We start from the raw sequence: 24,336 nt of genomic DNA, 5'->3' as shown, positions 1-24,336 counted from the left end.
CAGCAGCGCGGGCCAGACCCCATTCATGGAGCCTCCGTGTCCCAGTACGACGATGTTTGGCTGGTGATCCCGGCCTACAACGAGGGCCAGGTGATCGCCGACGTTGTGGAGGGGGCGCGAAAGACGTTCCCGAACATCGTGGTCGTCGATGACGGCAGCGGCGACGACTCGGCCAAGCACATCATGGAGACGGGCGCGCACCTGGTGCGCCACCCGGTCAACCTCGGCCAGGGTGCCGCCCTCCAGACCGGCCTCGCCTACGCCCTGGCCCAGCCGGGCGCCAAGTACTTCGCCACCTTCGACGCGGACGGCCAGCACCAGACCGCCGACGTCGAGAAGATGGTCGCCCTGCTGCGGGAGGGCGACACGGACGTCGTCCTCGGCTCGCGCTTCATCGAGCAGAACGGGCAGGTGCCGTGGATCAAGCGGGTCGTCCTGCGCACCGCGGCGACCGTCAGCCCGACCGCTCGCAAGCTCAAGCTGACCGACGCCCACAACGGTCTGCGCGTGCTGAACCGCGAGGCCGCCGGCCGGCTGCGGATCACCATGAACGGCATGGCGCACGCGTCGGAGATCGTCAGCTTCCTCGCCGGCTCGGACCTCCGGGTCGCCGAACTCCCGGTGGACATCCTGTACACCGACTACTCACGCGCCAAGGGTCAGTCCCTGATCAACGGCGTCAACATCATCTTCGACATCTCGCTGCGGGAGCGTAGCCGCCGATGAAATTCTTCTGGATCCAGCTGGTTCTCATTCTCGGCTCGGTCACTCTCGCCTTCATGTTCATCCGGCGTTGGGACCGTGCCAACACCCGCGCCTGGAAGCGCATCGCGTTCTCGGTCTTCGTGGTCGTGAACATCTACGCGGTGCTGCGTCCCACCGACGTGACCTGGCTGGCCCACCAGCTCGGCGTCGGCCGCGGCACCGACCTGGTGCTGTACGGGATGGTGCTGGGGATGGGCTTCCTGACCCTGAACACCTTCCTGCGCTTCCGCTCGCTGGAGAAGAAGCTCACCGACCTGGCGCGGACCGTGGCGATCAACGAGGGCGCCCGCCTGAACGAGGAGCGCTTCGACCTGGACCTGCCGGTCTCGGCGCCGGTCGACCGCAGCAAGGCCTGATCCCGTGGCGACCTTCGAGTTCATGCTGCCGTACTACGGCGACGTGGCGCTGATGCAGGCCGCGGTGCGGAGCATCCTCGCGCAGACCGACCGGGACTTCCGGCTGACCGTCATAGACGACGGCAAGGAGCCGGACGTCCCGGGCTGGTTCGCCTCGCTCGGCGACGACCGGGTGAGCTACCTGCGCAACGAGCACAACCTCGGCATCACCAAGAACTTCCAGAAGTGCGTGGAGCTGTCCACGGCCGACCACGTGGTCATCATGGGCTGCGACGACCTGCTGCACCCGCACTACCTGGAGACCGTCCGGGCGATCGTCAAGGACAACCCGGACCTGGGCATGGTGCAGCCGGGCGTCGAGGTCATCGACGGCAACGGCGAGGTCAGCCGCTCCGGCCTGGCGGACAACGTCAAGGAGAAGATCTACGCGCCGACCGTCAAGGGCCGGCGGCTGATGGGCGGCGAGGAGCTGGCCGCGAGCGTGCTGCGCGGCAACTGGCTCTACTTCCCGTCGATCTGCTGGCGGGGCGAGGCGCTGCGCGCGGTCAACTTCCGCGACGAGTACTCGGTGATCCAGGACCTGGCCCTGGTCGTCGACCTGCTGGAGCGCGGCGAGCAGATGCTGGTGGACAACACCACCGTCGTCTTCCAGTACCGGCGGCACGCCGTCAGCGAGTCCTCGGTGCAGGCCTTCTCCGGCACCCGGTTCACCGAGGCGGAGCGGTACTTCAACGCGGTGGCGGAGCGGATGGACGCCCGCGGCTGGCCGAAGGCCGCCCGTGCGGCCCGGTTCCGCAGCGCCTCGCGCCTGCACGCGCTGACCATGCTGCCGGGCGCCCTGAAGCGCGGCGAGCGGGCCGGCGCCAAGGTGCTGGTCCGCCACGCGCTGACCGGCGGCGACCGGCACTGACCGCTCGCACCCACTGGTACGGCACTGGGCCGGTAGTCCGAGTTCGGACTACCGGCCCAGTGGCGTTCGCGGGCGGCCCGCCGGGGGCTACTCGCCGAAGCCGGAGGGGCCCAGCGGGTCGGGCTGCCGGGGCGGGTACGGGTTGACCTTCGGGCACATCAGCTTCCCGGGGTCGGGCAGCGGCACGAGCAGGTCGCTGATGTCCCGCGGCTGCTTGCACTGGCCGTTGGGCGCGTAGCGCGAGCAGTGCCCCTTGGTGTCGGCGGTGCTCTGCGCGATCCAGGCCAGCGCGCCGGGGCCCCAGTGCGGGTCCGGCATGTACTTGCTGGCGGTGGCGGAGCCGGCCATGCCGAAGAGCAGGCCCAGCGCGCAGATGGCGCCGACGGCCACACCGCGCGGGTTGAGGCGCAGCGGCAGCCGGCGGCCGGTGTCCTCGGCCGACTCGGCGGCGGGGGCCGTGGCGGGGCCCTGGCGGCGGCGGACGACCAGGTAGCACGCCAGGCCGACGAGGACCAGCAGGCAGTAGAGCAGCTGGGCGCTGGTGCGCGGGTAGAGCATGACGGCCTGGTCGCGCTCCATGTGGGAGGCGTACCAGTAGCGCATCAGCAGGGCGCTCGCGGTGCAGGCGGCGGCGGTCAGGACGGTGGTCCGGCCGATCCCGAGGGCCAGCGCCACGCCCAGGCCGACCAGCAGCAGGATCGTGAAGAGGCCGACTCCGCCGATCTCCCCGGGGACCGGCCAGGTGCTCTGGCCGTCGGTGCCGGGGAGGTCGTCGCGCCACATCGCGAAGTAGGTCGGCTCGGTGTAGGTGTCGAAGTAGCAGTACCGGTCGATGGTGCTGCCCGCGGAGCCGAGCAGCCGGACCAGGTAGACGCCGGAGACGAGCAGGAAGACCCCGCCGGCGGCGCCGATCGCGCACAGGCCGTTGAGCAGGCCGCGGGTGCCGCCGGTCCGGCGGGCGCGCAGCAGCAGCACCACGGTGAGCACCACCACTCCGGCCGCGGACCACACGAACCAGCCGGAGTAGAGGAGGAACAGCAGCCCGATCCCGAGGCCGAGCACGGCGCCGCGGACGGCCGCGGTGCGGCGCGGGAGCTCCGGGGCGCGCTGGAGGAGCTGCATCAGCTTCGCCAGCACGGGGAGGAAGGCGACGAGCACGAAGGTGGTGTACGGCTTGTACGGCTGCGCCATCGGCAGGGCGGCGGTGACGCCGATCCCGAGCGCCCAGAGCGGGGGCAGCAGCAGGCGCCAGGACAGGTAGGCGAGCGGGCCGAGCATCGCGACGAACAGCAGGTCGACGAGCTTGAGCGCGTAGCCGACCTGCCCGTGGGTGACGTGCTCGGCGACGAAGGCGACGATGTGCGGGAACAGCGGCGGGTAGGCGCCGTCGAGGGACTTGCCGTCCATCAGGGCGCCGACCCAGGCCTGGAGGCTGCCGGAGTCGCCCTGCTGGGCGTACAGCGGCCAGTTGGTGTCGCGCAGCGCGAGCGAGATGCCGGCGGCCAGGACGCCGGAGGACAGGCCGGCGACCGCGGCGGCGGCGAACCGCACCGGGAGGTCCGCCCAGCGGCGCATCGCCGGCACCAGGACCAGGACGACGACGCCGATCAGCAGCAGGAGCCGGAGCTGGAGCGCGGCGAGGCCGCTGACCTGGCCGACCCTCGACATGGGGTTCAGCCGGACGGACCAGGCCAGCCCGGTCATCAGCAGCGCCGCCGTGGCCGCGGTCAGGATCTCCGCGGTCCAGAGGACGGCGGGGAGGCGAAGAGCGGCGGCCCGTCTCCTCTGACTGGGCGGTATGCCCTGATGCCTGCCCTCGGCGGGGGCGGGCTGGACGCTCGTCGTCACTGTTCGGTCCTTCTGCTCTCCCGCAGCGGTTCGGATGCGGGGGCGGTGTGTGGTTTCGGTGGCCGGACACCGCGATTCTGCCAGCACCTCGGTCGGGGGATCCGCACGGGCCGAACCACCGTTCCCGTACGGGCCGTTGTCGTCAACGGGGGAGGCGCGCGTTGGCTCCGGCCGATCACCGCGTGGCACACTGCCGATGCGCTTCGACGAGTGGTGGGAACCGTGGCGCGCCGTCCGGAGCCGGCCATGACGAGATCGTCAACTCATACAAGTAGGGAAGTGTCTCGGTGCAGCCGCTGATCGACTCTGCCCACACGTCCGACGGGCCGGGCCGGGGTGAGGAAGGCGGCGGGAGCGCGCCCGCCACCCGGGCCCTGGCCGTGCCGCCCCGGCTGCGGGCGCTGGCCGCCCACCGCTGGTTCTGGCCGGTGGTCCTGCTGCTCGGGTACGGCGGCCAGGTGGCGTTCCGCCTGGTGCTGTCGATCCACAACTACTTCCCGTCGGTGCACGCCGACGAGGACTCCTACCTGGTGATCGCGCGGGTGCTGGCCGGACGGCCGACCACCGAGATGCCGGTCGGCGTGGTGATCCCCGGCGGGTACCCGCTGCTGATCTCGCCGGCGCTGCGGATCGCCGACACCCCGGCCACCGCGTACCACCTGATCATGGGCATCAACGCGCTGCTCAACGCGCTGGTGTTCCCGCTCGCCGTGGCGGCGGCGCGCCGGGTGGGCCTGTCCCGGCCGCACGCGTACCTGGTGGGCGCCGCCGTGGCGCTGGTGCCGCCGGTGGTCTTCTACTCCCAGTTCGTGATGTCGGACACCGTGCTGCCGGTGATCCTGCTGGCCTGGCTGCTCGCGATGCACGGCTGGCTCTCGCCCGGCACGACGCGCCGGCGCGCGCTGTACGCGGCCGGGACGGGCCTGGCGGCCGGCTTCTCGATGGCCACCCACGACCGCGGCGGCGTGGTCGTGGCGCTGACCGCGCTGGTCCTGGTGGTGGTGCTGGCCGTCGGCTGGGCGCCGCGGCTCGCCTCGCTGGCCGGCGTCGGCGGGCTCGGGCTGTCGTACCTGGGCGCGAAGCTGCTGGCGCGCTTCGTCGAGAACCAGTTCAAGGACGTGCCGCCGAGCACCGTCGGCAACAAGGTCTTCGAGAACCTCGGGGACAGCAAGTACATCGGCACGATCATCGCCCGCACCTTCGGGCAGCTCTGGTACTTCATGACCTCGACGTACGGCTTCGGGGCGGTCGCCCTGGTGCTGTGCGTGGTGGTCGTCTTCCGGCGCCGGTACACGGTGGCCGAGCGGGTGGTGGCCTTCACCATGGTGGCCCTGCTGTTCGGCACCGCGCTGGCCTCGGCGGCCGGGCTGGCGGACAACGACCGGACCGACAACTGGGTGTACGCCCGGTACTGCGCGGTGCTGGTGCCGATGTTCATGGTGGTCGGCCTGGCCGCGCTGTGGCGGGCCGGGGTCCGCGCGCTGCTGTGGACGGCGCTGGCCGGCGTGGCGGCGATCGGGATCATCCAGCTGTCGGTCGGCGCGTACGCGGGCGCCGCGCTCAAGCTCTGGGTCAGTCCATGGACGGTGCCGGACGCGATGTTCCTGGCCTCGACCTGGGACGACCTGCACATGGTCCGGACGAGCTTCGGCGCGCTGGCGGTGCTGGGCGCCTGCCTGCTGCTGCGGGTGGCCGGCGGGCGCCGGGTGGTGGCCGCGGTGGTGGGGTGCGTGACGCTGTTCGCCGCCTACGCGACGGTCGCCGTCACCGACAACGTCTCCGAGCCGCACGCCAAGGCCCGCAAGTACCAGGCGGTGGGCGTGGCCAAGGAGGCGGGCCTGCGCAAGGGCGACAACGTCGTCCTGGACATGGACCTCGACTGGGACACCCGGATGTCGATGGCCTACGAGGTGTACTGGGGCCGGGTCTGGTCGGACGACCTGAAGGACGGCTCCGCCCCGCCGGAGGCGGCCACCGCGTACCTGGCCGGCTGGAGCAAGGGCGACCTGCCGCAGACCAGCTGGCCGGACGCGCGGCCCGGCTGGCACGTCGCGAAGTTCAACAAGGACCGGGGCTGGGTGCTCTGGCGCAAGGACTGAGCGGGGACGTCACCCCATCGGGGCCGGTGAGGAGCGCCTCACCGGCCCCGATTGGCATCCGGGCTGCTCCATGTGGCAGTATGTCCAAGTTGCTCGGTTGAGTGCCGATGCTGCGCGCCTCCCGCCGGGAGGACCGGAAGCGAGTCCCATGTACTCGTCGTTCCCGTGATGGCCGTCAAGCGTGAGTTCTACGCCACGGCAGCTGCGGGGCGAAAGTACGGGAATCTTCCGGGAAGCGTGTGCGGGGCCTCGACCCGGCACCCCTCACCCCGAAAGTTTTAAACCGACGAATTACTTCGCCGGTTTTTTGCAAGCGCGAGTGCGACACGCCCGAGCGCGGGGGTCGGAGGGGGAGTCGCGAAGTGACTAAGGACAAAGGACTACTGAGTAGCCATGGCGGGACAGAAGATCCGCATCCGGCTCAAGGCCTACGACCACGAGGTCATCGACTCCTCGGCGAAGAAGATCGTCGAGACGGTGATTCGTACTGGTGCGCAGGTCGCGGGCCCGGTGCCGCTGCCCACTGAGAAGAACGTGTACTGCGTCATCCGCTCGCCGCACAAGTACAAGGACTCGCGCGAGCACTTCGAGATGCGTACTCACAAGCGTCTGATCGACATCCTCGACCCCACGCCGAAGACGGTTGACTCGCTCATGCGTCTCGACCTGCCGGCTGGCGTCGACATCGAGATCAAGCTCTGAGAGGCGCACCGAAGATGGCTAAGCAGATTAAGGGCATCCTGGGCGAGAAGCTCGGCATGACCCAGGTCTGGGACGAGAACAACCGGGTCGTCCCGGTGACCGTCGTCAAGGCTGGGCCCAATGTCGTGACCCAGGTCCACACCGCCGACAGCCCGGCCGGCTACGACGCCGTCCAGATCGGCTTCGGCGAGATCGACCCCCGCAAGGTGAACAAGCCCCTCGCGGGCCACTTCGCCAAGGCCGGTGTCACCCCGCGCCGCCACCTGGTCGAGCTCCGTACCTCGGACGCCTCCGAGTACACCCTGGGCCAGGAGATCACCGCCGAGCTGTTCGAGGCGGGTGTCAAGGTCGACGTGACCGGCACCTCCAAGGGCAAGGGCTTCGCCGGTGTCATGAAGCGCCACAACTTCCGGGGCCTCGGCGCCGGTCACGGTGTGCAGCGCAAGCACCGCTCGCCCGGCTCGATCGGTGGCTGCGCCACCCCGGGTCGCGTGTTCAAGGGCGTACGGATGGCCGGCCGGATGGGCCACGAGCGTGTGACCACCCAGAACCTGACCATCCATGCCGTTGACGCGGAGAAGGGGCTGCTCCTGATCAAGGGCGCAATCCCGGGCCCGAACGGCGGCCTCGTCCTCGTCCGCACCGCGGCGAAGGGGCTGTGAGGATATGAGCACCATTGACATCCTGTCGCCCTCGGGCGACAAGACCGGCAGCCTCGAGCTTCCGGCCGAGATCTTCGACGCGAAGGTCAGCGTTCCGCTGATGCACCAGGTCGTCGTGGCGCAGCTCGCTGCGGCCCGTCAGGGCACCCACAAGACCAAGACTCGTGGCGAGGTCCGCGGTGGCGGCAAGAAGCCGTACCGCCAGAAGGGCACCGGCCGCGCCCGTCAGGGCTCGACCCGTGCGCCGCAGTTCGCCGGCGGTGGCGTCGTGCACGGTCCCGTGCCGCGCGACTACTCGCAGCGGACCCCGAAGAAGATGATCGCCGCCGCTCTGCGCGGTGCGCTCACCGACCGGGCCCGCCACAACCGCATCCACGTCGTCACCGACGTGGTCGCGGCCGAGGTGCCGTCGACCAAGGCCGCCAAGAGCCTGTTCGGCAAGATCACCGAGCGCAAGAACGTCCTCCTGGTCGTCGAGCGCGAGGACGAGCTGGGCCTGAAGTCCGCTCGCAACCTGCCGCACGTGCACATCCTGGACGCCGGTCAGCTGAACACCTACGACGTGCTCGTCTCCGACGATGTGGTCTTCACCCAGGCCGCCTTCGAGCGTTTCGTGGCCGGTCCGGCCGCGTCCGCCAAGGCCGTTGCCGCTGAGGGCGAGCTCGAAGGGAGCGCCGCCTGATGAGCGACGTTACGAGCAAGACGTTCACGGACCCCCGTGACGTCCTGGTGAAGCCGGTCATCTCCGAGAAGAGCTACAGCCTTCTCGACGAGAACAAGTACACGTTCATCGTGTCGCCGGGCGCCAACAAGACCCAGATCAAGCAGGCCGTCGAGGCGGTCTTCTCGGTCAAGGTCGAGGCTGTCAACACGATCAACCGTCAGGGCAAGCGCAAGCGCTCCAAGACGGGCTTTGGCAAGCGCAAGGACACCAAGCGCGCCATCGTGACGCTGGCCGAGGGCAACCGCATCGACATCTTCGGTGGTCCGGTCTCCTAACGGAGATCGTGATCGTCGATAAGGACGAGGACGAGAGAGCCAAATGGGCATCCGCAAGTACAAGCCGACTACGCCGGGCCGTCGTGGCTCCAGCGTGGCCGACTTCGTAGAGATCACGCGGTCCACCCCGGAGAAGTCGCTGGTTCGCCCCCTGCACAGCAAGGGCGGCCGTAACAACGCCGGTCGGATCACCGTTCGCCACCAGGGTGGCGGTCACAAGCGCGCCTACCGCGTGATCGACTTCCGTCGTCACGACAAGGACGGCGTGCCGGCGAAGGTCGCGCACATCGAGTACGACCCGAACCGCACCGCGCGCATCGCGCTGCTGCACTACGCGGACGGCGAGAAGCGCTACATCATCGCGCCGCGCGGCATCACGCAGGGCGACCGGATCGAGAACGGCGCTGGCGCCGACATCAAGCCGGGCAACAACCTGCCGCTGCGCAACATCCCGGTCGGTACCACCATCCACGCGGTGGAGCTGCGTCCCGGCGGCGGTGCCAAGCTGGCCCGCTCGGCCGGCTCCGGCATCCAGCTGCTGGCGCGTGAGGGCAAGATGGCGCACCTGCGCATGCCCTCCGGCGAGATCCGCCTGGTCGACGCGCGCTGCCGCGCCACCGTCGGCGAGGTCGGCAACGCCGAGCAGTCGAACATCAACTGGGGCAAGGCCGGCCGCATGCGCTGGAAGGGCGTTCGCCCGACCGTGCGTGGTGTCGCCATGAACCCGATCGACCACCCGCACGGTGGTGGTGAGGGTAAGACCTCTGGTGGTCGCCACCCGGTCTCGCCGTGGGGCCAGAAGGAGGGTCGTACCCGTCGCCCGAAGAAGGCGTCGGACGCTCTCATCGTGCGCCGCCGCAAGACCAACAAGAAGCGCTAGGAGCAGGTCAGATGCCGCGCAGTCTCAAGAAGGGCCCCTTCATCGACGGCCACCTTCTCAAGAAGGTGGACGCGCAGAACGAGGCGGGTACCCAGAACGTCATCAAGACCTGGTCCCGCCGCTCCGTGATCTTCCCGGCCATGCTCGGCCACACGATCGCGGTTCACGATGGTCGCAAGCACGTCCCGGTGTTCGTCACCGAGTCGATGGTCGGCCACAAGCTGGGCGAGTTCGCTCCGACCCGCACCTTCCGCGGCCACGTCAAGGACGACCGCAAGTCGAAGCGTCGCTAGTCGCCTGAGCTTCACCGCCAGAACGACTCAATGACTTACTCCATTAAGGGGACAACCATGGAAGCCAGGGCCCAGGCGCGGTACATCCGCGTCACGCCCATGAAGGCCCGCCGCGTGGTGGACCTCATCCGTGGCCTGCCGGCCACGGAGGCCCAGGCCGTCCTGCGTTTCGCTCCGCAGGCCGCCACCGTGCCGGTCGGCAAGGTGCTCGACAGCGCCATTGCCAACGCCGCGCACAACTACAACCACTCCAACGTGGACGACCTCGTCATCAGCGAGGCGTACGTTGACGAGGGTCCGACCCTGAAGCGGTTCCGCCCGCGTGCCCAGGGCCGCGCCTACCGGATCCGCAAGCGGACCAGCCACATCACCGTGGTCGTCAGCAGCAAGGAAGGGACCCGGTAATGGGCCAGAAGGTTAACCCGCACGGGTTCCGCCTCGGCATCAGCACGGACTTCAAGTCCCGCTGGTACGCCGACAAGCTGTACAAGGACTACGTCAAGGAAGACGTTGCCATTCGTCGCATGATGACGAAGGGCATGGAGCGCGCCGGCATCTCGAAGGTTGAGATCGAGCGCACCCGCGACCGCGTCCGCGTCGACATCCACACCGCCCGCCCCGGCATCGTCATCGGTCGCCGTGGCACCGAGGCCGACCGCATCCGCGGCGACCTCGAGAAGCTGACCGGCAAGCAGGTCCAGCTGAACATCCTCGAGGTCAAGAACCCCGAGCTGGACGCCCAGCTCGTGGCTCAGGGCGTCGCGGAGCAGCTGTCCTCCCGCGTCTCCTTCCGCCGTGCCATGCGCAAGTCGATGCAGGGCACCATGAAGTCCGGCGCCAAGGGCATCAAGGTCCAGTGCTCCGGTCGTCTCGGCGGCGCCGAGATGAGCCGGTCGGAGTTCTACCGCGAGGGTCGTGTGCCGCTGCACACCCTGCGTGCGAACGTCGACTACGGCTTCTTCGAGGCCAAGACCACCTTCGGCCGCATCGGCGTGAAGGTCTGGATCTACAAGGGCGACGTCAAGAACATCGCCGAGGTCCGCGCTGAGAACGCCGCTGCCCGCTCGGGCAACCGCCCGGCCCGTCCCGAGGGTGGTCGTCCCGCCCGCGGTGGCGACCGCCGTGGTGGCGAGCGCGGTGGCCGTGGCCGTCGTCCCGCCGCTGCCGAGGCCCCCGCGGCCCCGGCCGCTGAGGCGCCGGCTGCCGAGAACACCGGAACGGAGGCCTGACTCCCATGCTGATCCCCCGTCGGGTCAAGCACCGCAAGCAGCACCACCCGAAGCGTCGTGGCGCTGCCAAGGGTGGCACCGAGCTCGCCTTCGGCGAGTACGGCATCCAGGCCGTCACCCCGGCCTACGTGACGAACCGGCAGATCGAGTCCGCTCGTATCGCCGTCACCCGTCACATCAAGCGTGGCGGCAAGGTCTGGATCAACATCTACCCGGACCGTCCGCTCACCAAGAAGCCGGCCGAGACCCGCATGGGTTCCGGTAAGGGTTCGCCCGAGTGGTGGATCGCGAACGTGCACCCGGGTCGGGTCATGTTCGAGCTGTCGTACCCCAACGAGAAGGTGGCTCGTGAGGCGCTGACCCGCGCAGCTCACAAGCTCCCGATGAAGTGCCGGATCATCCGGCGCGAGGCAGGTGAGAGCTGATGTCGGCCGGCACCAAGGCTGCTGACCTCCGCGAGCTGGACAACGAGGGTCTCGTTGCCAAGCTCCGTGAGGCCAAGGAGGAGCTGTTCAACCTCCGCTTCCAGGCGGCGACCGGGCAGCTCGACAACCACGGACGGCTCAAGCTCGTCCGTAAGGACATCGCGCGGATCTACACCCTGATGCGCGAGCGCGAGCTGGGCATCGAGACGGTGGAGAGCGCCTGATGACTGAGAACACCAACGAGACGCGCGGTTTCCGCAAGACCCGTGAGGGTCTCGTCGTCAGCGACAAGATGGACAAGACCGTCGTCGTCGCCGTCGAGGACCGCGTCAAGCACGCTCTGTACGGCAAGGTCATCCGCCGTACGAACAAGCTGAAGGCGCACGACGAGGCGAACGCCTGCGGCATCGGCGACCGGGTCCTCCTCGCGGAGACCCGCCCGCTGTCCGCGACGAAGCGCTGGCGCGTCGTCGAGATCCTCGAGAAGGCCAAGTAACGAAGTTGATGCGGTACGGCCGTATGTGCACCAGGTCCCTCGCGGGCGCTGGTGTGAGCAGCGGCCGGCCCGTCAGCTCTCGTTGACGATCAGGAGAAAGCTGTGATCCAGCAGGAGTCGCGACTGCGTGTCGCCGACAACACGGGCGCGAAGGAAATCCTTTGCATCCGCGTTCTCGGTGGTTCCGGTCGCCGCTACGCCGGTATCGGGGACGTCATCGTCGCGACCGTCAAGGACGCGATCCCCGGCGGTTCGGTGAAGAAGGGTGACGTCGTCAAGTGCGTCGTCGTCCGTACCGTGAAGTCGCGCCGTCGTCCGGATGGCTCGTACATCCGCTTCGACGAGAACGCCGCGGTCGTTCTGAAGAACACCGATGGTGACCCCCGTGGTACCCGCATCTTCGGCCCGGTGGGCCGCGAGCTGCGTGACAAGAAGTTCATGAAGATCATCTCGCTTGCGCCGGAGGTGCTCTAACTCATGGCGAACAGCATGAAGATCAAGAAGGGTGACCTGGTTCAGGTCATCACCGGCAAGGACCGCGGCAAGCAGGGCAAGGTCATCCAGGCCATGCCCGCCGAGAACAAGGTCCTGGTCGAGGGTGTGAACCGGGTCAAGAAGCACACCAAGCCGGGCCCGGGCACTCAGGGTGGCATCGTCACCGTCGAGGCGCCGGTGCACGTCTCCAACGTCCAGCTGGTCGTGGAGAAGGACGGCAAGAAGGTCGTCACCCGCGTTGGCTACCGCTTCGATGACGAGGGCAACAAGATCCGCGTTGCCAAGCGAACCGGTGAGGACATCTGATGTCTGAGACGACTGTTGAGAAGGTGACCCCCCGTCTCAAGGAGCGTTACAACTCCGAGATCAAGGGTCAGCTGCAGGAGCAGTTCTCGTACGAGAACGTCATGCTGACGCCCGGCCTGGTCAAGGTCGTCGTCAACATGGGTGTCGGCGAGGCCGCCCGTGACAGCAAGCTGATCGAGGGCGCGATCCGCGACCTGACCGCGATCACCGGTCAGAAGCCGGCCGTGACCAAGGCTCGCAAGTCCATCGCGCAGTTCAAGCTGCGCGAGGGCCAGCCGATCGGCACCCACGTCACCCTCCGTGGTGACCGCATGTGGGAGTTCCTGGACCGTCTGGTGTCGCTGGCCCTGCCGCGTATCCGTGACTTCCGTGGCCTCTCCCCGAAGCAGTTCGACGGCCGTGGCAACTACACCTTCGGTCTGACCGAGCAGGTCATGTTCCACGAGATCGACCAGGACAAGGTCGACCGTCAGCGCGGTATGGACATCACCGTCGTGACCACCGCCCAGACCGACGACGAGGGCCGGGCGCTCCTGCGCGCTCTGGGCTTCCCGTTCAAGGAGGCGTAACACATGGCGAAGAAGTCCCTCATCGCGAAGTCCGAGCGCAAGCCGAAGTTCGGCGTCCGGGCCTACACCCGGTGCCAGCGCTGCGGCCGTCCGCACTCGGTGTACCGCAAGTTCGGCCTGTGCCGTGTCTGCCTTCGTGAGATGGCGCACCGCGGCGAGCTGCCGGGCGTGACCAAGAGCTCCTGGTAGTCCTCTCCCAACAGAGGGACCAGGCACTTTAGGCACACAGCGAAGCAGAGGTGCCCGATCCCACACCGGCCCGTTTTGGGCCTACCGTACGGATTCCCGTAAGGTAGTGGGGTCGGGCCCCCTGCCACGGCTTCCCCATGGACGCCCGTGGCCCTTCTGGAGGGCTCGCACCCAGTCTTACGACGTCGCAGGTCCCCTGCGCTTGTGCCCCTGACGAACTCGGAAGAGTGCGGCAGGGGGACCTGGCGCGGAGAAACCGCGGCGAGAGAGGCCTGAGGCCATCATGACCATGACCGACCCCATCGCAGACATGCTCACGCGTCTGCGTAACGCGAACTCGGCGTACCACGACTCCGTGGCGATGCCGGCCAGCAAGATCAAGGCGCACGTCGCCGAGATCCTGCAGCAGGAGGGGTACATCTCCTCCTACAAGGTTGAGGAGCCCGTCGAGGGCGAGGTCGGCAAGAAGCTGACCATCGAGCTCAAGTTCGGCCCCAACCGTGAGCGCTCCATCGCCGGCATCAAGCGCATCAGCAAGCCGGGTCTGCGCGTTTACGCAAAGTCCACCAACCTGCCGAAGGTGCTCGGCGGCCTGGGCGTGGCGATCATCTCCACGTCTTCGGGTCTCCTCACCGACAAGCAGGCCGCCAAGAAGGGCGTAGGCGGAGAAGTTCTCGCCTACGTCTGGTAATTCGGGAAACGGAGGTACAGCAATGTCGCGCATTGGACGGCTGCCCATCCAGGTCCCCGCTGGCGTGGACGTCACCATCGATGGCCAGGCGGTCTCGGTGAAGGGCCCGAAGGGCACCCTCACCCACGTTGTCGCCGCGCCGATCGAGATCGGTAAGGGCGAGGACGGCACGCTGCTCGTCACCCGCCCCAACGACGAGCGTCTGTCGAAGGCCCTGCACGGCCTTTCCCGCACGCTGGTGGCGAACATGATCACCGGCGTGACCGCGGGCTACCGCAAGTCGCTGGAGATCAGCGGTGTCGGCTACCGAGTTCTGGCGAAGGGCTCCAACATGGAGTTCCAGCTGGGCTACAGCCACCCGATCCTCGTCGAGGCCCCCGAGGGCATCTCCTTCGTCGTCGAGTCGGCCACCAAGTTCCACGTGGACGGCATCGACAAGCAGAAGGTCGGCGAGGTCGCCGCGAAGATCCGCAAGCTGCGCAAGCCGGACCCGTACAAGGCCAAGGGTGTCAAGTACGCGGGCGAGGTCATCCGCCGCAAGGTCGGAAAGAGTGGTAAGTAAGCGATGAGTGTCTCTGTCAAGATCGGCAAGGGCAACGCCTACAAGAGCGCCGCTCGCAAGCGCCGCGCGATCCGCGTTCGCAAGCGCGTCGTCGGCACCGAGGTGCGTCCGCGCCTCGTCGTGACGCGTTCGAACCGTCACATGGTCGCCCAGGTCATCGACGACGCCAAGGGTCACACCCTGGCGTCGGCGTCCACCCTCGACGTGTCCATCAAGGGCGCCGAGGGCGACAAGACCGAGCTGGCCAAGAAGGTCGGGAGCCTGGTCGCCGAGCGCGCCAAGGCCGCCGGCATCGAGTCGGTCGTCTTCGACCGCGCGGGCAACCGGTACGCCGGCCGCATCGCCGCCCTGGCGGACGCGGCTCGTGAGGCCGGGCTCGACTTCTAAGCCGCTCGTCGGCTCAGTCGACGGACGTAATCGAGAGAGGTAATTCCAATGGCTGGACCCCAGCGCCGCGGTAGCGGCGCCGGCGGCGGCACCGGCGGTGGCGAGCGGCGCGACCGTAAGCGTGACGACCGGGGCAACGCCCCCGCCGTCGAGAAGACCGCTTACGTCGAGCGCGTTGTCGCGATCAACCGTGTCGCCAAGGTTGTCAAGGGTGGTCGTCGTTTCAGCTTCACCGCGCTGGTCGTGGTGGGCGACGGTGACGGCACCGTGGGTGTCGGTTACGGGAAGGCGAAGGAGGTTCCGGCCGCCATCGCCAAGGGTGTTGAGGAGGCCAAGAAGAACTTCTTCAAGGTCCCCCGTATCCAGGGCACCATCCCGCACCCGATCCAGGGTGAGAAGGCCGCCGGCGTCGTGCTCCTGAAGCCCGCCGCCCCCGGTACCGGTGTTATCGCCGGTGGTCCGGTGCGCGCCGTCCTGGAGTGCGCCGGCATTCACGACATCCTGTCGAAGTCGCTCGGCTCGGACAACGCGATCAACATCGTGCACGCCACCGTGGCTGCTCTGAAGGGCCTCGTGCGCCCCGAGGAGATCGCCGCCCGTCGTGGCCTGCCGCTGGAGGACGTGGCCCCCGCCGCTCTGCTGCGGGCGCGTGCTGCTGGGGTGAGCGCCTGATGGCTCGCCTGAAGATCACGCAGACCAAGTCGTACATCGGCAGCAAGCAGAACCACCGTGACACCCTGCGTACGCTTGGTCTCAAGCGCATGCACGACGTCGTGGTGAAGGAGGACCGTCCCGAGATCCGCGGGATGGCCCACACGGTCCGTCACCTGGTGACGGTTGAGGAGGTGGACTGATCATGGGCGACAACCCGATCAAGATCCACAACCTGCGTCCCGCCCCGGGTGCCAAGACCGACAAGATCCGCGTGGGTCGTGGTGAGGGCTCCAAGGGTAAGACTGCCGGTCGTGGTACCAAGGGCACGAAGGCCCGCTACCAGGTTCCGCAGCGCTTCGAGGGTGGCCAGATGCCGCTCCACATGCGCCTGCCGAAGCTGAAGGGCTTCAAGAACCCGTTCAAGATCACGTTCCAGGTTGTCAACCTCGACAAGCTGGCCGAGCTCTACCCGCAGGGTGGCGAGGTCACTGTCGAGGACCTGGTCGCCAAGGGCGCGGTTCGCAAGAACTCCCTCGTCAAGGTGCTCGGCACCGGCGAGGTCTCGGTTGCGCTGCAGGTGACGGTCGACGCCGTCTCCGGCTCCGCCGCCGAGAAGATCAAGGCCGCCGGCGGTACGGTCACCGAGCTCGTCTGAGCCCGCTGAGATCCGCCTTCGAGCCCCGCACCTCCTCCGGGAGGTGCGGGGCTCGTGCCGTTCCCGGGGACATCGGGCCGGAAGGCGCTCGTTCTTTTGTGTGGCAAACCCGGGCATCCCGTACCCCGTGAGTGGGGGAGGGGCGGTACGCGCTTCTTCCGAGTGGCTGCGCACTGTTAGAGTCCGTGGAGTTCCCTTGTAGGCTGCGCGTAGGCTCGCCTGTGCCGTCTGTACGGGGGCCCGAACCGCAAACTCCCCATTCAGGACCGACCCTCCCGCCGACGACGCGCGGGAGGCGCAGGAGGCACCGTGCTCAGTGCGTTCGCGCGGGCGTTCCAGACGCCCGACCTGCGCAAGAAGCTGCTGTTCACGCTGGGCATCATGGTGCTGTTCCGCCTGGGCTCGCACATTCCGATGCCGGGCGTGAGCTTCACGGCCGTGAACGAGTGCGTGAAGGAGACCAAGAACAGCGGTCTCTTCGGGCTCGTCAACCTGTTCAGCGGCGGCGCGCTCCTCCAACTGACGATCTTCGCCCTCGGCATCATGCCGTACATCACGGCGAGCATCATCCTCCAGCTCCTCACCGTCGTGATCCCGCGACTGGAGATGCTGAAGAAGGAGGGCCAGGCCGGCCAGGCCAAGATCACCCAGTACACCCGTTACCTGACCATCGCGCTCGCCGTGCTCCAGGGCACCGGCATCGTGGCGACGGCCTCCAGCGGCGCGCTGTTCTCCGGCTGCCCGCTGGCCAACCAGATCGTCCCGGACACCAGCGTGTTCCGGATCGCCGTCATGGTGCTCACGATGACGGCCGGCACCACGGTCATCATGTGGCTCGGTGAGCTGATCACCGACCGCGGCATCGGCAACGGCATGTCGCTGCTGATCTTCACCTCGATCGCGGCGCAGTTCCCGTCCTCGATGTGGGCGATCAAGACCTCCGGCACCATCGGCGGCGGCTGGGTCGAGTTCCTCTCCGTGGTCGCGGTCGGCGTCATCGTCGTGATGCTGGTCATCTTCGTCGAGCAGGCCCAGCGCCGGATCCCGGTCCAGTACGCGAAGCGGATGATCGGCCGCCGCGCGTTCGGCGGGACCTCGACCTACATCCCGCTCAAGGTGAACCAGGCCGGTGTCATCCCGGTCATCTTCGCCTCGTCGCTGCTGTACATCCCCGCCCTGGTGGTCCAGCTGACCAACAGCCAGGCCGGCTGGGCCACGTGGATCCGGACGAACTTCGTCAAGGGTGACCACCCGATCTACATGGCCACGTACTTCCTGCTGATCGTCTTCTTCGCCTTCTTCTACGTCGCCATCTCCTTCAACCCCGAAGAAGTTGCCGACAACATGAAGAAGTATGGTGGGTTCATCCCGGGCATCCGGGCCGGCCGACCGACGGCCGAGTACCTGAACTACGTGCTGACCCGAATCACGTGGCCGGGTTCGCTCTACCTGGGCCTGATCGCGTTGATCCCGATGATCGCCCTGGTCGCCTTCGGACAGCAGACCAACTTCCCGTTCGGCGGCACCAGCGTGCTCATCGTCGTCGGCGTCGGACTCGAAACTGTGAAGCAGATCGAGAGCCAGCTCCAGCAGCGCAATTACGAAGGGTTCCTCCGCTGATGCGTATCGTCCTCGTTGGTCCTCCCGGGGCCGGGAAGGGTACTCAGGCGCACCTGCTCGCCAAGACCCTGTCCATCCCCCACATCTCCACCGGCGACCTGTTCCGTGCGAACATCAGCCAGGGCACCCCGCTGGGCCTCGAGGCCAAGTCCTACATGGACGCGGGGCGCCTGGTGCCGGACGAGGTCACCATCGGGATGGCCAAGGACCGCATGCTCCAGGCGGACGCCGTCAACGGCTTCCTGCTCGACGGCTTCCCCCGCAACCTGGGGCAGGCCAAGGCGCTGGACGAGTTCCTCGCCGAGCAGGGCATCAAGCTGGACGGCGTGCTGGACCTGGAGGTCCCCGAGGACGAGGTCGTCCGCCGGATCGCCGGCCGCCGCCTGTGCCGCAACGACGGTGGCCACGTCTTCCACGTGGACTACAACCCGCCGAAGGTCGACGGCGTCTGCGACGAGTGCGGCGGCGAGCTGTACCAGCGCTCGGACGACACCGAGGACAAGGTGCGCACGCGCCTGGAGGTCTACCACACGGAGACCGAGCCGATCATCGACTACTACGTCCAGCAGGGCCTGGTGGCGACCATCTCGGCCCTCGGCAAGGTGGACGAGGTCACCGCCCGCTCGATCGAGGCGCTGAAGCAGGACAGCTGAGTCTCTCGGCGAACGTACGACGGTACGGCCGGGTCGCCCGCCCCACGCGGGTGGCCCGGCCGTTTCGGCGTCGTACGGTGGTAGCAGTGGTAATCCGGACTTGGAAGGCGTGACCAGATGGTGGAGATCAAGACCCCCGAGCAGATCGCGAAGATGCGAGCGGCCGGGCTGGTCGTCGCCGAGGCCCTGAAGGCCTGCCGCGAGGCGGTCGCCCCCGGGGTGACCACCCAGGAGCTCAACGACGTCGCGGACAAGGTCATCACCGACCACGGCGCCACCTCGAACTTCCGGGCCAACCACGGCGGGCTCTGGTTCCCGGGCGTGATCTGCGCCTCGGTGAACAACGAGGTCGTGCACGGCATCCCCGGCGACCGGGCCCTCCAGGAGGGCGACATCATCTCGATCGACTGCGGCGCCATCCTGGACGGCTGGCACGGCGACTCGGCCATCACCGTGGCGGTCGGCGAGGTCCGCCCGGAGGTCGAGATGCTGAGCCGGGTGACCGAGGGCTCGATGTGGGCCGGCATCGCCCAGATGAAGAAGAACAACCGCCTGGTGGACGTCTCCAAGGCGATCGAGGGCTTCATCCGCCGCCAGCCGCTCCCGCCCAAGGGCAAGTGGGGCATCACCGAGGGCTACGGCGGCCACGGCATCGGCACCGCGATGCACATGGAGCCGCACGTGCTGAACTACGTCGAGCGCGGCCGCGGCAAGGGCCCGAAGCTCGTCCCCGGCACCGTGCTGGCGATCGAGCCGATGGTGTCGCTCGGCACCCCGCACACCACCGTGCTGGAGGACGACTGGACGGTCGTCACCAACGACGGCACCTGGGCCTCGCACTGGGAGCACTCGGTGGCCGTCACCGAGCAGGGTCCGCTGGTGCTGACCGCCTTCGACGGCGGCAGGGCGGAGCTGGCCAAGCTGGGCATCACCGCAGCTCCGGACCCCCTCGCGTAGTCCTGACGGCGCTCAACTGCCGCTGCTGACAAGGGATCAGGGCCCTGGAGGTTTGGACCTCCAGGGCTTTTGTCCTATTTTTATGCGCTGGCAGTGGTCGGCTCCGGCCGGTCCGGTTACGAGCGATGCAGGAGAGAGCACGTGCTCAAGGGATTCCGCGACTTCATGATGCGCGGCAACGTCGTCGACATGGCGGTCGGTGTGGTCATCGGTGCCGCGTTCACCGCGGTGGTGACCGGCTTCGTGTCCGCCTTCCTCACCCCGCTGGTGGGTGTGGTGGTCGGCGCCGCCGGCGACTTCAGCTCGTACAAGGCGCACATCGCGGGGGTGACCTTCCCGTACGGGCAGTTCCTCAACGTGCTGATCGCGTTCTTCATGACCGCCGCGGTGCTGTACTTCTGCGTGGTGCTGCCGATCACCAAGGCGACCGCGCGCTACATGCCGAAGAAGCCGAAGACGCCGAAGCGCCCGTGCCCCGAGTGCCTGACCGACATCCCCGAGGCCGCCCGCCGCTGCTCGGCCTGCACCGCCCACGTCGAGCCGCTGACGGTCCTCAGCAAGGCCTGACGTAGCAGATGTGACGGCGACCGCTTTCCGGGACCCCCGTTTTGGTGCACCGGACGCGCTGGCGTAGGATGGACCGTCGGCTCACTCGTAGCGTGCTTCAGCGCGCCCTCTTCCCCCCGGGGAAGGGGTGAACCCAGGTTCGCACGAGCGTTCCGCATACGGTAGCCGGTCCCGGAAGGTGGATCTCGCAGTTCATGGCTAAGAAGCAAGGCGCCATTGAGATCGAGGGCACCGTGATCGAGTCTCTGCCGAACGCGATGTTCAAGGTCGAGCTGCAGAACGGTCACAAGGTCCTCGCGCACATCAGTGGCAAGATGCGCATGCACTACATCCGCATCCTGCCGGACGACCGGGTCGTCGTGGAGCTCAGCCCCTACGACCTCACGCGCGGGCGGATCGTCTACCGCTACAAGTAAGAACGTCAGATCTAGACCCGGAGAACCTGAAACATGAAGGTCAAGCCGAGCGTCAAGAAGATCTGCGACAAGTGCAAGGTGATCCGCCGCCACGGCCGGGTCATGGTGATCTGCGACAACCTGCGCCACAAGCAGCGCCAGGGCTGATCACTCTTCAGCATTTCTCGTAGTACTTCGCGCGACGCGAAAACGTCATAAGCGGGCTACCCGATCCGTCCGTTCCCGGACGGACTGCCACCCCCGGTCAGAGGCCGGGGCTCCCTCACCGTGAGGTGTCGGAGTAGGTAGCACGCAAGACCTCTGAAGAACCACAGGAGCCTTGAATGGCACGCCTCGCCGGCGTTGATCTCCCCCGTGAGAAGCGGATCGAGATCGCCCTTACGTACGTGTACGGCATCGGCCGTACCCGCGCCCAGCAGACCCTGGCCGAGACCGGTGTCAACCCGGATGTCCGCGTTCGCGACATCTCCGAGGACGACCTCGTCAAGCTGGGCCAGTACATCGACGCCAACTACACGGTCGAGGGTGACCTCCGCCGTGAGGTGGCCGCCGACATCCGCCGCAAGGTCGAGATCGGCTGCTACGAGGGTCTGCGTCACCGCCGCGGCCTGCCGGTCCGCGGCCAGCGCACCCACACCAACGCGCGTACCCGCAAGGGCCCGCGTCGCGCGATCGCCGGTAAGAAGAAGCCGGGCAAGAAGTAGTCCGTCCCGTAACCGGACATCCCTCCGGCCCGCGGGTCAGCGGACCGACCACCTCAGTAGGAGAACAGACTTATGCCCCCCAAGGGTCGTCAGGCTGCCGGCGCGAAGAAGATCCGCCGCAAGGAAAAGAAGAACGTCGCTCACGGCCACGCGCACATCAAGAGCACGTTCAACAACACCATCGTTTCGATCACCGACCCCGCGGGCAACGTGATCTCCTGGGCCTCCGCCGGCCACGTCGGCTTCAAGGGCTCGCGCAAGTCGACCCCGTTCGCCGCGCAGATGGCCGCCGAGGCCGCTGCCCGTCGCGCGCAGGAGCACGGCATGCGCAAGGTCGACGTCTTCGTGAAGGGTCCGGGCTCCGGCCGCGAGACCGCGATCCGTTCGCTCCAGGCCACCGGCCTGGAGGTCGGCTCGATCCAGGACGTCACCCCCACCCCGCACAACGGCTGCCGTCCGCCGAAGCGCCGCCGCGTCTGACGCAGCGCCTTCGGGCACGCGGGTGATGTTTTAACCTCGTACGGGCTCCCACGCAGTGATTGGTCGCTGCCTACGGGAGCCCGTACGCTTGGTCCTGTCGGCATCAAATAGTGGGTGCCGAAGACAACTGGAGGATTCCCCCCATGCTTATCGCTCAGCGCCCCTCGCTGACCGAAGAGGTCGTCGACGAGTTCCGCTCGCGGTTCGTGATCGAGCCGCTGGAGCCGGGCTTCGGCTACACCCTCGGCAACTCCCTGCGCCGCACGCTCCTGTCGTCGATCCCGGGTGCCGCTGTCACCAGCATCCGCATCGACGGCGTCCTGCACGAGTTCACCACCGTGCCGGGCGTCAAGGAGGACGTGACCGACCTCATCCTCAACATCAAGCAGCTGGTCGTCTCCTCGGAGCACGACGAGCCGGTCGTGATGTACCTGCGCAAGCAGGGCCCGGGTGTCGTCACCGCCGCCGACATCGCCCCGCCGGCGGGTGTCGAGGTGCACAACCCGGAGCTGGTCCTCGCCACGCTGAACGGCAAGGGCAAGCTGGAGATGGAGCTGACCGTCGAGCGCGGTCGCGGCTACGTCTCCGCCGTCCAGAACAAGGCCTCCGGCCAGGAGATCGGCCGCATCCCGGTCGACTCGATCTACAGCCCCGTGCTGAAGGTCACCTACAAGGTCGAGGCCACCCGTGTCGAGCAGCGGACCGACTTCGACAAGCTGATCGTCGACGTCGAGACCAAGCCCGCCATGCGTCCGCGCGACGCCATGGCCTCGGCCGGCAAGACCCTGGTGGAGCTGTTCGGCCTCGCCCGCGAGCTGAACATCGACGCCGAGGGCATCGACATGGGCCCGTCCCCGACGGACGCCGCCCTGGCCGCCGACCTGGCGCTGCCGATCGAGGAGCTGGAGCTCACGGTCCGCTCCTACAACTGCCTCAAGCGCGAGGGCATCCACACCGTGGGTGAGCTCGTCGCCCGCTCCGAGGCCGACCTGCTCGACATCCGCAACTTTGGTGCGAAGTCGATCGACGAGGTCAAGGCGAAGCTGGCCGGCATGGGCCTGGCCCTCAAGGACAGCCCGCCCGGGTTCGACCCGACCGCTGCCGCCGACGCCTTCGGCGCCGACGACCTCGACGACTCGCACTTCGCCGAGACCGAGCAGTACTGAGAGAATTGGCCGCGGGGGCGGTTCCACGAACCGCCCCCGTCGTCGTGAAAGTCGTACGGGCAACAGTGCCCGTACGCCCGCTGCGGTACCTGATACGGCCGTAGTCGGAGATCCAAGGAGTAATCCATGCCGCGTCCCACCAAGGGTGCCCGCCTCGGCGGCGGCCCGCACCACGAGCCGCTGCTGCTCGCCGGTCTGTGCCGGGAGCTGTTCCAGTACGGCCGCATCACCACGACCGAGGCCAAGGCCCGTCGGATGCGCCCGCTGGCGGAGAAGCTGATCACCAAGGCGAAGAAGGGCGACATCCACAACCGTCGCCTGGTGCGCAAGACCATCACCGACGTGTCGGTGCTGCACACCCTCTTCACCGAGATCGCGCCGCGCTACGAGAACCGCCCGGGTGGTTACACCCGTATCACCAAGATCGGTCCCCGTCGTGGCGACAACGCCCCGATGGCCGTGATCGAGCTGGTCGAGGCGCTGACCGTCGCGCAGACCGCCGTCGGCGAGGCCGAGGCCGCCACCAAGCGTGCCGTCAAGGAGGCCGACGCCAAGGTCGAGGAGACCAAGGCCGACGCCGCCGAGGCCGAGCAGGCCTGACACCTCTAGGTGTGTTGCGGGCCCGCTTCCCCAGTGATGGGGGAGCGGGCCCGTTCCTTGTTCTTCGAGGTCCCGGGAGAAGAGAAGCAGTGGTCAACGAGTGCGCCGAGCAGCCGCCGGTGAAGGACGGCCCGGCCGACGGGTACGTCCGGGTCCGGCTCGACCTCGCCTACCAGGGTGCCGAGTTCTCCGGCTGGGCCCGCCAGAAGGGCGGCCGCCGGACGGTCCAGGAGGAGATCGAGAGCGCGCTGCAGGTCGTCACCCGCAGCCCGGAGCTGTTCCCGCTGACCGTGGCCGGCCGCACCGACGCCGGGGTGCACGCCCGAGGCCAGGTCGCCCACGTCGACCTGCCGGCCGAGCTGTGGGCGGAGCACCGGGAGAAGCTGCTGCGCCGGCTGGCCGGCCGGCTGCCCGGGGACGTCCGGATCTACCGGGTCGGCGAGGCGCCGGCCGGGTTCGACGCCCGCTTCTCGGCCGTCTGGCGCCGGTACGCGTACCGGGTCTCCGACCACCCCGGCGGGGTGGACCCGCTGCTGCGCGGCCACGTGCTCTGGCACGACCGGCCGCTGGACGTGGAGAAGATGAACGCCGCCGCGAAGCTGCTGCTCGGCGAGCACGACTTCGCCGCGTACTGCAAGAAGCGCGAGGGCGCCACCACCATCCGCACCCTGCTGGAGCTGCACTGGGACCGCGTCCCGGTGGACCCGTACGCCGCCCAGGAGGGCTCGCTCGCGGTCGCCACCGTGCGGGCCGACGCCTTCTGCCACAACATGGTCCGGGCGCTGGTCGGTGCGATGCTGCTGGTCGGCGACGGGCACCGGCCGGTGGAGTTCCCCGGCGAGGTGCTGGCCGGCGGGGTGCGCAACTCCGCCGTCAACGTGATCCGGCCGTACGGGCTCACGCTGGAGGAGGTCGGCTACCCGCCGGACGACCAGCTGGCCGAGCGCAACCGGGCGGCCCGGCGGATGCGGACCCTGCCCGGTCAGCCGGCCATCGGTTAA

At 68.2% G+C, this 24,336-nt stretch carries 37 protein-coding genes; 36 read left to right on the top strand and 1 reads right to left on the bottom strand.

The annotated features are described in order from the left end of the window. Positions 1–36 precede the first annotated feature (36 nt). The 3 genes from ACWDCZ_RS17785 to ACWDCZ_RS17775 are packed head-to-tail and all read left to right on the top strand — an operon-like array spanning position 37 to position 2,031. Positions 37–726 carry a glycosyltransferase family 2 protein gene (locus tag ACWDCZ_RS17785; RefSeq protein WP_049649036.1) on the top strand — a complete coding sequence of 230 codons (690 nt, stop codon included), beginning with the start codon at positions 37–39 and terminating at the stop codon, positions 724–726. Beyond that, positions 723–1,121: a DUF2304 domain-containing protein gene (locus tag ACWDCZ_RS17780; protein ID WP_049649037.1), complete on the top strand. Its 399-nt coding sequence runs from the start codon at positions 723–725 to the stop codon at positions 1,119–1,121. The genes ACWDCZ_RS17785 and ACWDCZ_RS17780 overlap by 4 nt, the downstream gene beginning before the upstream one ends. Positions 1,122–1,125: 4 nt before the next feature. Beyond that, entirely contained in the window at positions 1,126–2,031 is a 906-nt protein-coding gene (locus tag ACWDCZ_RS17775; protein WP_220450048.1) for a glycosyltransferase family 2 protein, read from the top strand. An 87-nt stretch (positions 2,032–2,118) separates the two neighbouring features. On the opposite strand, the gene ACWDCZ_RS17770 is transcribed toward ACWDCZ_RS17775, so the two are convergent. After that, positions 2,119–3,879, bottom strand: a complete 1,761-nt coding sequence (locus ACWDCZ_RS17770) for a hypothetical protein (protein ID WP_449816341.1) — start codon at positions 3,877–3,879, stop codon at positions 2,119–2,121. A 287-nt stretch (positions 3,880–4,166) separates the two neighbouring features. Here ACWDCZ_RS17770 and ACWDCZ_RS17765 point away from each other — a divergent pair, with 287 nt between their 5' ends. From ACWDCZ_RS17765 to truA, 33 genes are all read left to right on the top strand, one after another. Then, the gene (locus ACWDCZ_RS17765; RefSeq protein WP_449816340.1) at positions 4,167–5,978 is read left to right on the top strand and encodes a hypothetical protein; all 1,812 of its coding nucleotides are present in this window, start codon (positions 4,167–4,169) and stop codon (positions 5,976–5,978) included. Positions 5,979–6,371: 393 nt separating this feature from the next. Beyond that, positions 6,372–6,680, top strand: a complete 309-nt coding sequence (gene rpsJ, locus ACWDCZ_RS17760) for a 30S ribosomal protein S10 (RefSeq protein WP_012785157.1) — start codon at positions 6,372–6,374, stop codon at positions 6,678–6,680. A gap of 14 nt (positions 6,681–6,694) precedes the next feature. Continuing rightward, positions 6,695–7,342 carry a 50S ribosomal protein L3 gene (rplC, locus tag ACWDCZ_RS17755; RefSeq protein ID WP_030055817.1) on the top strand — a complete coding sequence of 216 codons (648 nt, stop codon included), beginning with the start codon at positions 6,695–6,697 and terminating at the stop codon, positions 7,340–7,342. A 4-nt stretch (positions 7,343–7,346) separates the two neighbouring features. Next, positions 7,347–8,024, top strand: coding sequence for a 50S ribosomal protein L4 (gene rplD, locus ACWDCZ_RS17750; protein WP_049649040.1), 678 nt, complete (start codon positions 7,347–7,349; stop codon positions 8,022–8,024). After that, complete coding sequence (gene rplW, locus ACWDCZ_RS17745) at positions 8,024–8,341, top strand: 50S ribosomal protein L23 (protein ID WP_030280768.1); 318 nt, start codon at positions 8,024–8,026, stop codon at positions 8,339–8,341. Before rplD ends, rplW begins: the two co-directional genes overlap by 1 nt. 43 nt (positions 8,342–8,384) lie before the next feature. Next, positions 8,385–9,221, top strand: a complete 837-nt coding sequence (rplB, locus tag ACWDCZ_RS17740) for a 50S ribosomal protein L2 (protein WP_030393297.1) — start codon at positions 8,385–8,387, stop codon at positions 9,219–9,221. Positions 9,222–9,232: 11 nt separating this feature from the next. Continuing rightward, positions 9,233–9,514 carry a 30S ribosomal protein S19 gene (rpsS, locus tag ACWDCZ_RS17735; RefSeq protein WP_030055821.1) on the top strand — a complete coding sequence of 94 codons (282 nt, stop codon included), beginning with the start codon at positions 9,233–9,235 and terminating at the stop codon, positions 9,512–9,514. 57 nt (positions 9,515–9,571) lie between these two features. Continuing rightward, a complete protein-coding gene (rplV, locus tag ACWDCZ_RS17730) occupies positions 9,572–9,919 on the top strand; it encodes a 50S ribosomal protein L22 (RefSeq protein ID WP_030055822.1) in 348 nt (115 codons plus the stop codon). Further along, the gene (gene rpsC, locus ACWDCZ_RS17725) at positions 9,919–10,743 is read left to right on the top strand and encodes a 30S ribosomal protein S3 (RefSeq protein ID WP_049649041.1); all 825 of its coding nucleotides are present in this window, start codon (positions 9,919–9,921) and stop codon (positions 10,741–10,743) included. Before rplV ends, rpsC begins: the two co-directional genes overlap by 1 nt. A gap of 5 nt (positions 10,744–10,748) precedes the next feature. Beyond that, the gene (gene rplP / locus ACWDCZ_RS17720) at positions 10,749–11,168 is read left to right on the top strand and encodes a 50S ribosomal protein L16 (RefSeq protein ID WP_030055824.1); all 420 of its coding nucleotides are present in this window, start codon (positions 10,749–10,751) and stop codon (positions 11,166–11,168) included. Next, a complete protein-coding gene (gene rpmC / locus ACWDCZ_RS17715; RefSeq protein ID WP_049649042.1) occupies positions 11,168–11,392 on the top strand; it encodes a 50S ribosomal protein L29 in 225 nt (74 codons plus the stop codon). The genes rplP and rpmC overlap by 1 nt, the downstream gene beginning before the upstream one ends. Continuing rightward, the gene (rpsQ, locus tag ACWDCZ_RS17710; RefSeq protein WP_030055826.1) at positions 11,392–11,664 is read left to right on the top strand and encodes a 30S ribosomal protein S17; all 273 of its coding nucleotides are present in this window, start codon (positions 11,392–11,394) and stop codon (positions 11,662–11,664) included. Before rpmC ends, rpsQ begins: the two co-directional genes overlap by 1 nt. A gap of 102 nt (positions 11,665–11,766) precedes the next feature. Further along, a complete protein-coding gene (gene rplN, locus ACWDCZ_RS17705; protein WP_030393301.1) occupies positions 11,767–12,138 on the top strand; it encodes a 50S ribosomal protein L14 in 372 nt (123 codons plus the stop codon). Positions 12,139–12,153: 15 nt separating this feature from the next. Next, complete coding sequence (gene rplX / locus ACWDCZ_RS17700; RefSeq protein WP_030055828.1) at positions 12,154–12,465, top strand: 50S ribosomal protein L24; 312 nt, start codon at positions 12,154–12,156, stop codon at positions 12,463–12,465. Next, positions 12,465–13,034, top strand: a complete 570-nt coding sequence (gene rplE / locus ACWDCZ_RS17695; protein WP_030393302.1) for a 50S ribosomal protein L5 — start codon at positions 12,465–12,467, stop codon at positions 13,032–13,034. Before rplX ends, rplE begins: the two co-directional genes overlap by 1 nt. Before the next feature lie 3 nt (positions 13,035–13,037). Then, positions 13,038–13,223: a type Z 30S ribosomal protein S14 gene (locus ACWDCZ_RS17690; protein WP_030055830.1), complete on the top strand. Its 186-nt coding sequence runs from the start codon at positions 13,038–13,040 to the stop codon at positions 13,221–13,223. Positions 13,224–13,506: 283 nt separating this feature from the next. Then, positions 13,507–13,914 carry a 30S ribosomal protein S8 gene (rpsH, locus tag ACWDCZ_RS17685; RefSeq protein ID WP_030055831.1) on the top strand — a complete coding sequence of 136 codons (408 nt, stop codon included), beginning with the start codon at positions 13,507–13,509 and terminating at the stop codon, positions 13,912–13,914. A 22-nt stretch (positions 13,915–13,936) separates the two neighbouring features. Continuing rightward, positions 13,937–14,476: a 50S ribosomal protein L6 gene (gene rplF, locus ACWDCZ_RS17680; protein WP_049649043.1), complete on the top strand. Its 540-nt coding sequence runs from the start codon at positions 13,937–13,939 to the stop codon at positions 14,474–14,476. Positions 14,477–14,479: 3 nt separating this feature from the next. Beyond that, positions 14,480–14,863 carry a 50S ribosomal protein L18 gene (gene rplR / locus ACWDCZ_RS17675; protein ID WP_030280785.1) on the top strand — a complete coding sequence of 128 codons (384 nt, stop codon included), beginning with the start codon at positions 14,480–14,482 and terminating at the stop codon, positions 14,861–14,863. A gap of 48 nt (positions 14,864–14,911) precedes the next feature. Further along, positions 14,912–15,535 carry a 30S ribosomal protein S5 gene (rpsE, locus tag ACWDCZ_RS17670; protein WP_030055834.1) on the top strand — a complete coding sequence of 208 codons (624 nt, stop codon included), beginning with the start codon at positions 14,912–14,914 and terminating at the stop codon, positions 15,533–15,535. Beyond that, entirely contained in the window at positions 15,535–15,717 is a 183-nt protein-coding gene (gene rpmD / locus ACWDCZ_RS17665) for a 50S ribosomal protein L30 (protein ID WP_049649044.1), read from the top strand. Before rpsE ends, rpmD begins: the two co-directional genes overlap by 1 nt. A gap of 2 nt (positions 15,718–15,719) precedes the next feature. Then, the gene (rplO, locus tag ACWDCZ_RS17660) at positions 15,720–16,172 is read left to right on the top strand and encodes a 50S ribosomal protein L15 (protein WP_030280790.1); all 453 of its coding nucleotides are present in this window, start codon (positions 15,720–15,722) and stop codon (positions 16,170–16,172) included. 309 nt (positions 16,173–16,481) lie between these two features. Then, positions 16,482–17,792 carry a preprotein translocase subunit SecY gene (gene secY, locus ACWDCZ_RS17655; RefSeq protein ID WP_030055837.1) on the top strand — a complete coding sequence of 437 codons (1,311 nt, stop codon included), beginning with the start codon at positions 16,482–16,484 and terminating at the stop codon, positions 17,790–17,792. Then, positions 17,792–18,445, top strand: coding sequence for an adenylate kinase (locus tag ACWDCZ_RS17650; protein WP_049649045.1), 654 nt, complete (start codon positions 17,792–17,794; stop codon positions 18,443–18,445). The genes secY and ACWDCZ_RS17650 overlap by 1 nt, the downstream gene beginning before the upstream one ends. Positions 18,446–18,562: 117 nt before the next feature. Continuing rightward, positions 18,563–19,402, top strand: coding sequence for a type I methionyl aminopeptidase (gene map / locus ACWDCZ_RS17645; protein WP_049649046.1), 840 nt, complete (start codon positions 18,563–18,565; stop codon positions 19,400–19,402). 141 nt (positions 19,403–19,543) lie between these two features. Continuing rightward, positions 19,544–19,969 carry a large conductance mechanosensitive channel protein MscL gene (gene mscL, locus ACWDCZ_RS17640; protein WP_049649047.1) on the top strand — a complete coding sequence of 142 codons (426 nt, stop codon included), beginning with the start codon at positions 19,544–19,546 and terminating at the stop codon, positions 19,967–19,969. Between the two features lie 194 nt (positions 19,970–20,163). Beyond that, entirely contained in the window at positions 20,164–20,385 is a 222-nt protein-coding gene (gene infA / locus ACWDCZ_RS17635) for a translation initiation factor IF-1 (protein WP_003956442.1), read from the top strand. Positions 20,386–20,418: 33 nt separating this feature from the next. Next, entirely contained in the window at positions 20,419–20,532 is a 114-nt protein-coding gene (rpmJ, locus tag ACWDCZ_RS17630; protein WP_003956441.1) for a 50S ribosomal protein L36, read from the top strand. 176 nt (positions 20,533–20,708) lie between these two features. Then, positions 20,709–21,089 carry a 30S ribosomal protein S13 gene (rpsM, locus tag ACWDCZ_RS17625; RefSeq protein WP_049649048.1) on the top strand — a complete coding sequence of 127 codons (381 nt, stop codon included), beginning with the start codon at positions 20,709–20,711 and terminating at the stop codon, positions 21,087–21,089. Positions 21,090–21,161: 72 nt separating this feature from the next. Then, the gene (gene rpsK / locus ACWDCZ_RS17620; protein WP_030232513.1) at positions 21,162–21,569 is read left to right on the top strand and encodes a 30S ribosomal protein S11; all 408 of its coding nucleotides are present in this window, start codon (positions 21,162–21,164) and stop codon (positions 21,567–21,569) included. A 143-nt stretch (positions 21,570–21,712) separates the two neighbouring features. Beyond that, positions 21,713–22,735 carry a DNA-directed RNA polymerase subunit alpha gene (locus ACWDCZ_RS17615; protein ID WP_049649049.1) on the top strand — a complete coding sequence of 341 codons (1,023 nt, stop codon included), beginning with the start codon at positions 21,713–21,715 and terminating at the stop codon, positions 22,733–22,735. Between the two features lie 126 nt (positions 22,736–22,861). Continuing rightward, positions 22,862–23,335: a 50S ribosomal protein L17 gene (gene rplQ, locus ACWDCZ_RS17610; protein WP_049649050.1), complete on the top strand. Its 474-nt coding sequence runs from the start codon at positions 22,862–22,864 to the stop codon at positions 23,333–23,335. An 89-nt stretch (positions 23,336–23,424) separates the two neighbouring features. After that, entirely contained in the window at positions 23,425–24,336 is a 912-nt protein-coding gene (gene truA, locus ACWDCZ_RS17605; RefSeq protein ID WP_416873595.1) for a tRNA pseudouridine(38-40) synthase TruA, read from the top strand.

The sequence above is a fragment of the Kitasatospora sp. NPDC001225 genome, assembly GCF_053597855.1.
Note: the sequence above shows the minus strand (reverse complement) of the source record. Positions and strands in the feature narration are given on the sequence as shown.

Bases quoted from the DNA above. Each gene is read 5' to 3' on its own strand.
- rpsJ (WP_012785157.1), top strand. From the start codon at position 6,372: ATGGCGGGACAGAAGATCCGCATCCGGCTCAAGGCCTACGACCACGAG.
- rplF (WP_049649043.1), top strand. From the start codon at position 13,937: ATGTCGCGCATTGGACGGCTGCCCATCCAGGTCCCCGCTGGCGTGGAC.
- rpsM (WP_049649048.1), top strand. From the start codon at position 20,709: ATGGCACGCCTCGCCGGCGTTGATCTCCCCCGTGAGAAGCGGATCGAG.
- rplB (WP_030393297.1), top strand. From the start codon at position 8,385: ATGGGCATCCGCAAGTACAAGCCGACTACGCCGGGCCGTCGTGGCTCC.
- rplC (WP_030055817.1), top strand. From the start codon at position 6,695: ATGGCTAAGCAGATTAAGGGCATCCTGGGCGAGAAGCTCGGCATGACC.
- rpsE (WP_030055834.1), top strand. From the start codon at position 14,912: ATGGCTGGACCCCAGCGCCGCGGTAGCGGCGCCGGCGGCGGCACCGGC.
- ACWDCZ_RS17615 (WP_049649049.1), top strand. From the start codon at position 21,713: ATGCTTATCGCTCAGCGCCCCTCGCTGACCGAAGAGGTCGTCGACGAG.
- rplD (WP_049649040.1), top strand. From the start codon at position 7,347: ATGAGCACCATTGACATCCTGTCGCCCTCGGGCGACAAGACCGGCAGC.
- rplO (WP_030280790.1), top strand. From the start codon at position 15,720: ATGGGCGACAACCCGATCAAGATCCACAACCTGCGTCCCGCCCCGGGT.
- rpmD (WP_049649044.1), top strand. From the start codon at position 15,535: ATGGCTCGCCTGAAGATCACGCAGACCAAGTCGTACATCGGCAGCAAG.
- rplQ (WP_049649050.1), top strand. From the start codon at position 22,862: ATGCCGCGTCCCACCAAGGGTGCCCGCCTCGGCGGCGGCCCGCACCAC.
- ACWDCZ_RS17690 (WP_030055830.1), top strand. From the start codon at position 13,038: ATGGCGAAGAAGTCCCTCATCGCGAAGTCCGAGCGCAAGCCGAAGTTC.
- map (WP_049649046.1), top strand. From the start codon at position 18,563: ATGGTGGAGATCAAGACCCCCGAGCAGATCGCGAAGATGCGAGCGGCC.
- rpsK (WP_030232513.1), top strand. From the start codon at position 21,162: ATGCCCCCCAAGGGTCGTCAGGCTGCCGGCGCGAAGAAGATCCGCCGC.
- rplP (WP_030055824.1), top strand. From the start codon at position 10,749: ATGCTGATCCCCCGTCGGGTCAAGCACCGCAAGCAGCACCACCCGAAG.
- ACWDCZ_RS17780 (WP_049649037.1), top strand. From the start codon at position 723: ATGAAATTCTTCTGGATCCAGCTGGTTCTCATTCTCGGCTCGGTCACT.
- rpsC (WP_049649041.1), top strand. From the start codon at position 9,919: ATGGGCCAGAAGGTTAACCCGCACGGGTTCCGCCTCGGCATCAGCACG.
- rpsH (WP_030055831.1), top strand. From the start codon at position 13,507: ATGACCATGACCGACCCCATCGCAGACATGCTCACGCGTCTGCGTAAC.
- rplR (WP_030280785.1), top strand. From the start codon at position 14,480: ATGAGTGTCTCTGTCAAGATCGGCAAGGGCAACGCCTACAAGAGCGCC.
- rpsS (WP_030055821.1), top strand. From the start codon at position 9,233: ATGCCGCGCAGTCTCAAGAAGGGCCCCTTCATCGACGGCCACCTTCTC.
- rplW (WP_030280768.1), top strand. From the start codon at position 8,024: ATGAGCGACGTTACGAGCAAGACGTTCACGGACCCCCGTGACGTCCTG.
- rplE (WP_030393302.1), top strand. From the start codon at position 12,465: ATGTCTGAGACGACTGTTGAGAAGGTGACCCCCCGTCTCAAGGAGCGT.
- rpsQ (WP_030055826.1), top strand. From the start codon at position 11,392: ATGACTGAGAACACCAACGAGACGCGCGGTTTCCGCAAGACCCGTGAG.
- rpmJ (WP_003956441.1), top strand. From the start codon at position 20,419: ATGAAGGTCAAGCCGAGCGTCAAGAAGATCTGCGACAAGTGCAAGGTG.
- rplX (WP_030055828.1), top strand. From the start codon at position 12,154: ATGAAGATCAAGAAGGGTGACCTGGTTCAGGTCATCACCGGCAAGGAC.
- infA (WP_003956442.1), top strand. From the start codon at position 20,164: ATGGCTAAGAAGCAAGGCGCCATTGAGATCGAGGGCACCGTGATCGAG.
- ACWDCZ_RS17650 (WP_049649045.1), top strand. From the start codon at position 17,792: ATGCGTATCGTCCTCGTTGGTCCTCCCGGGGCCGGGAAGGGTACTCAG.
- rpmC (WP_049649042.1), top strand. From the start codon at position 11,168: ATGTCGGCCGGCACCAAGGCTGCTGACCTCCGCGAGCTGGACAACGAG.
- rplV (WP_030055822.1), top strand. From the start codon at position 9,572: ATGGAAGCCAGGGCCCAGGCGCGGTACATCCGCGTCACGCCCATGAAG.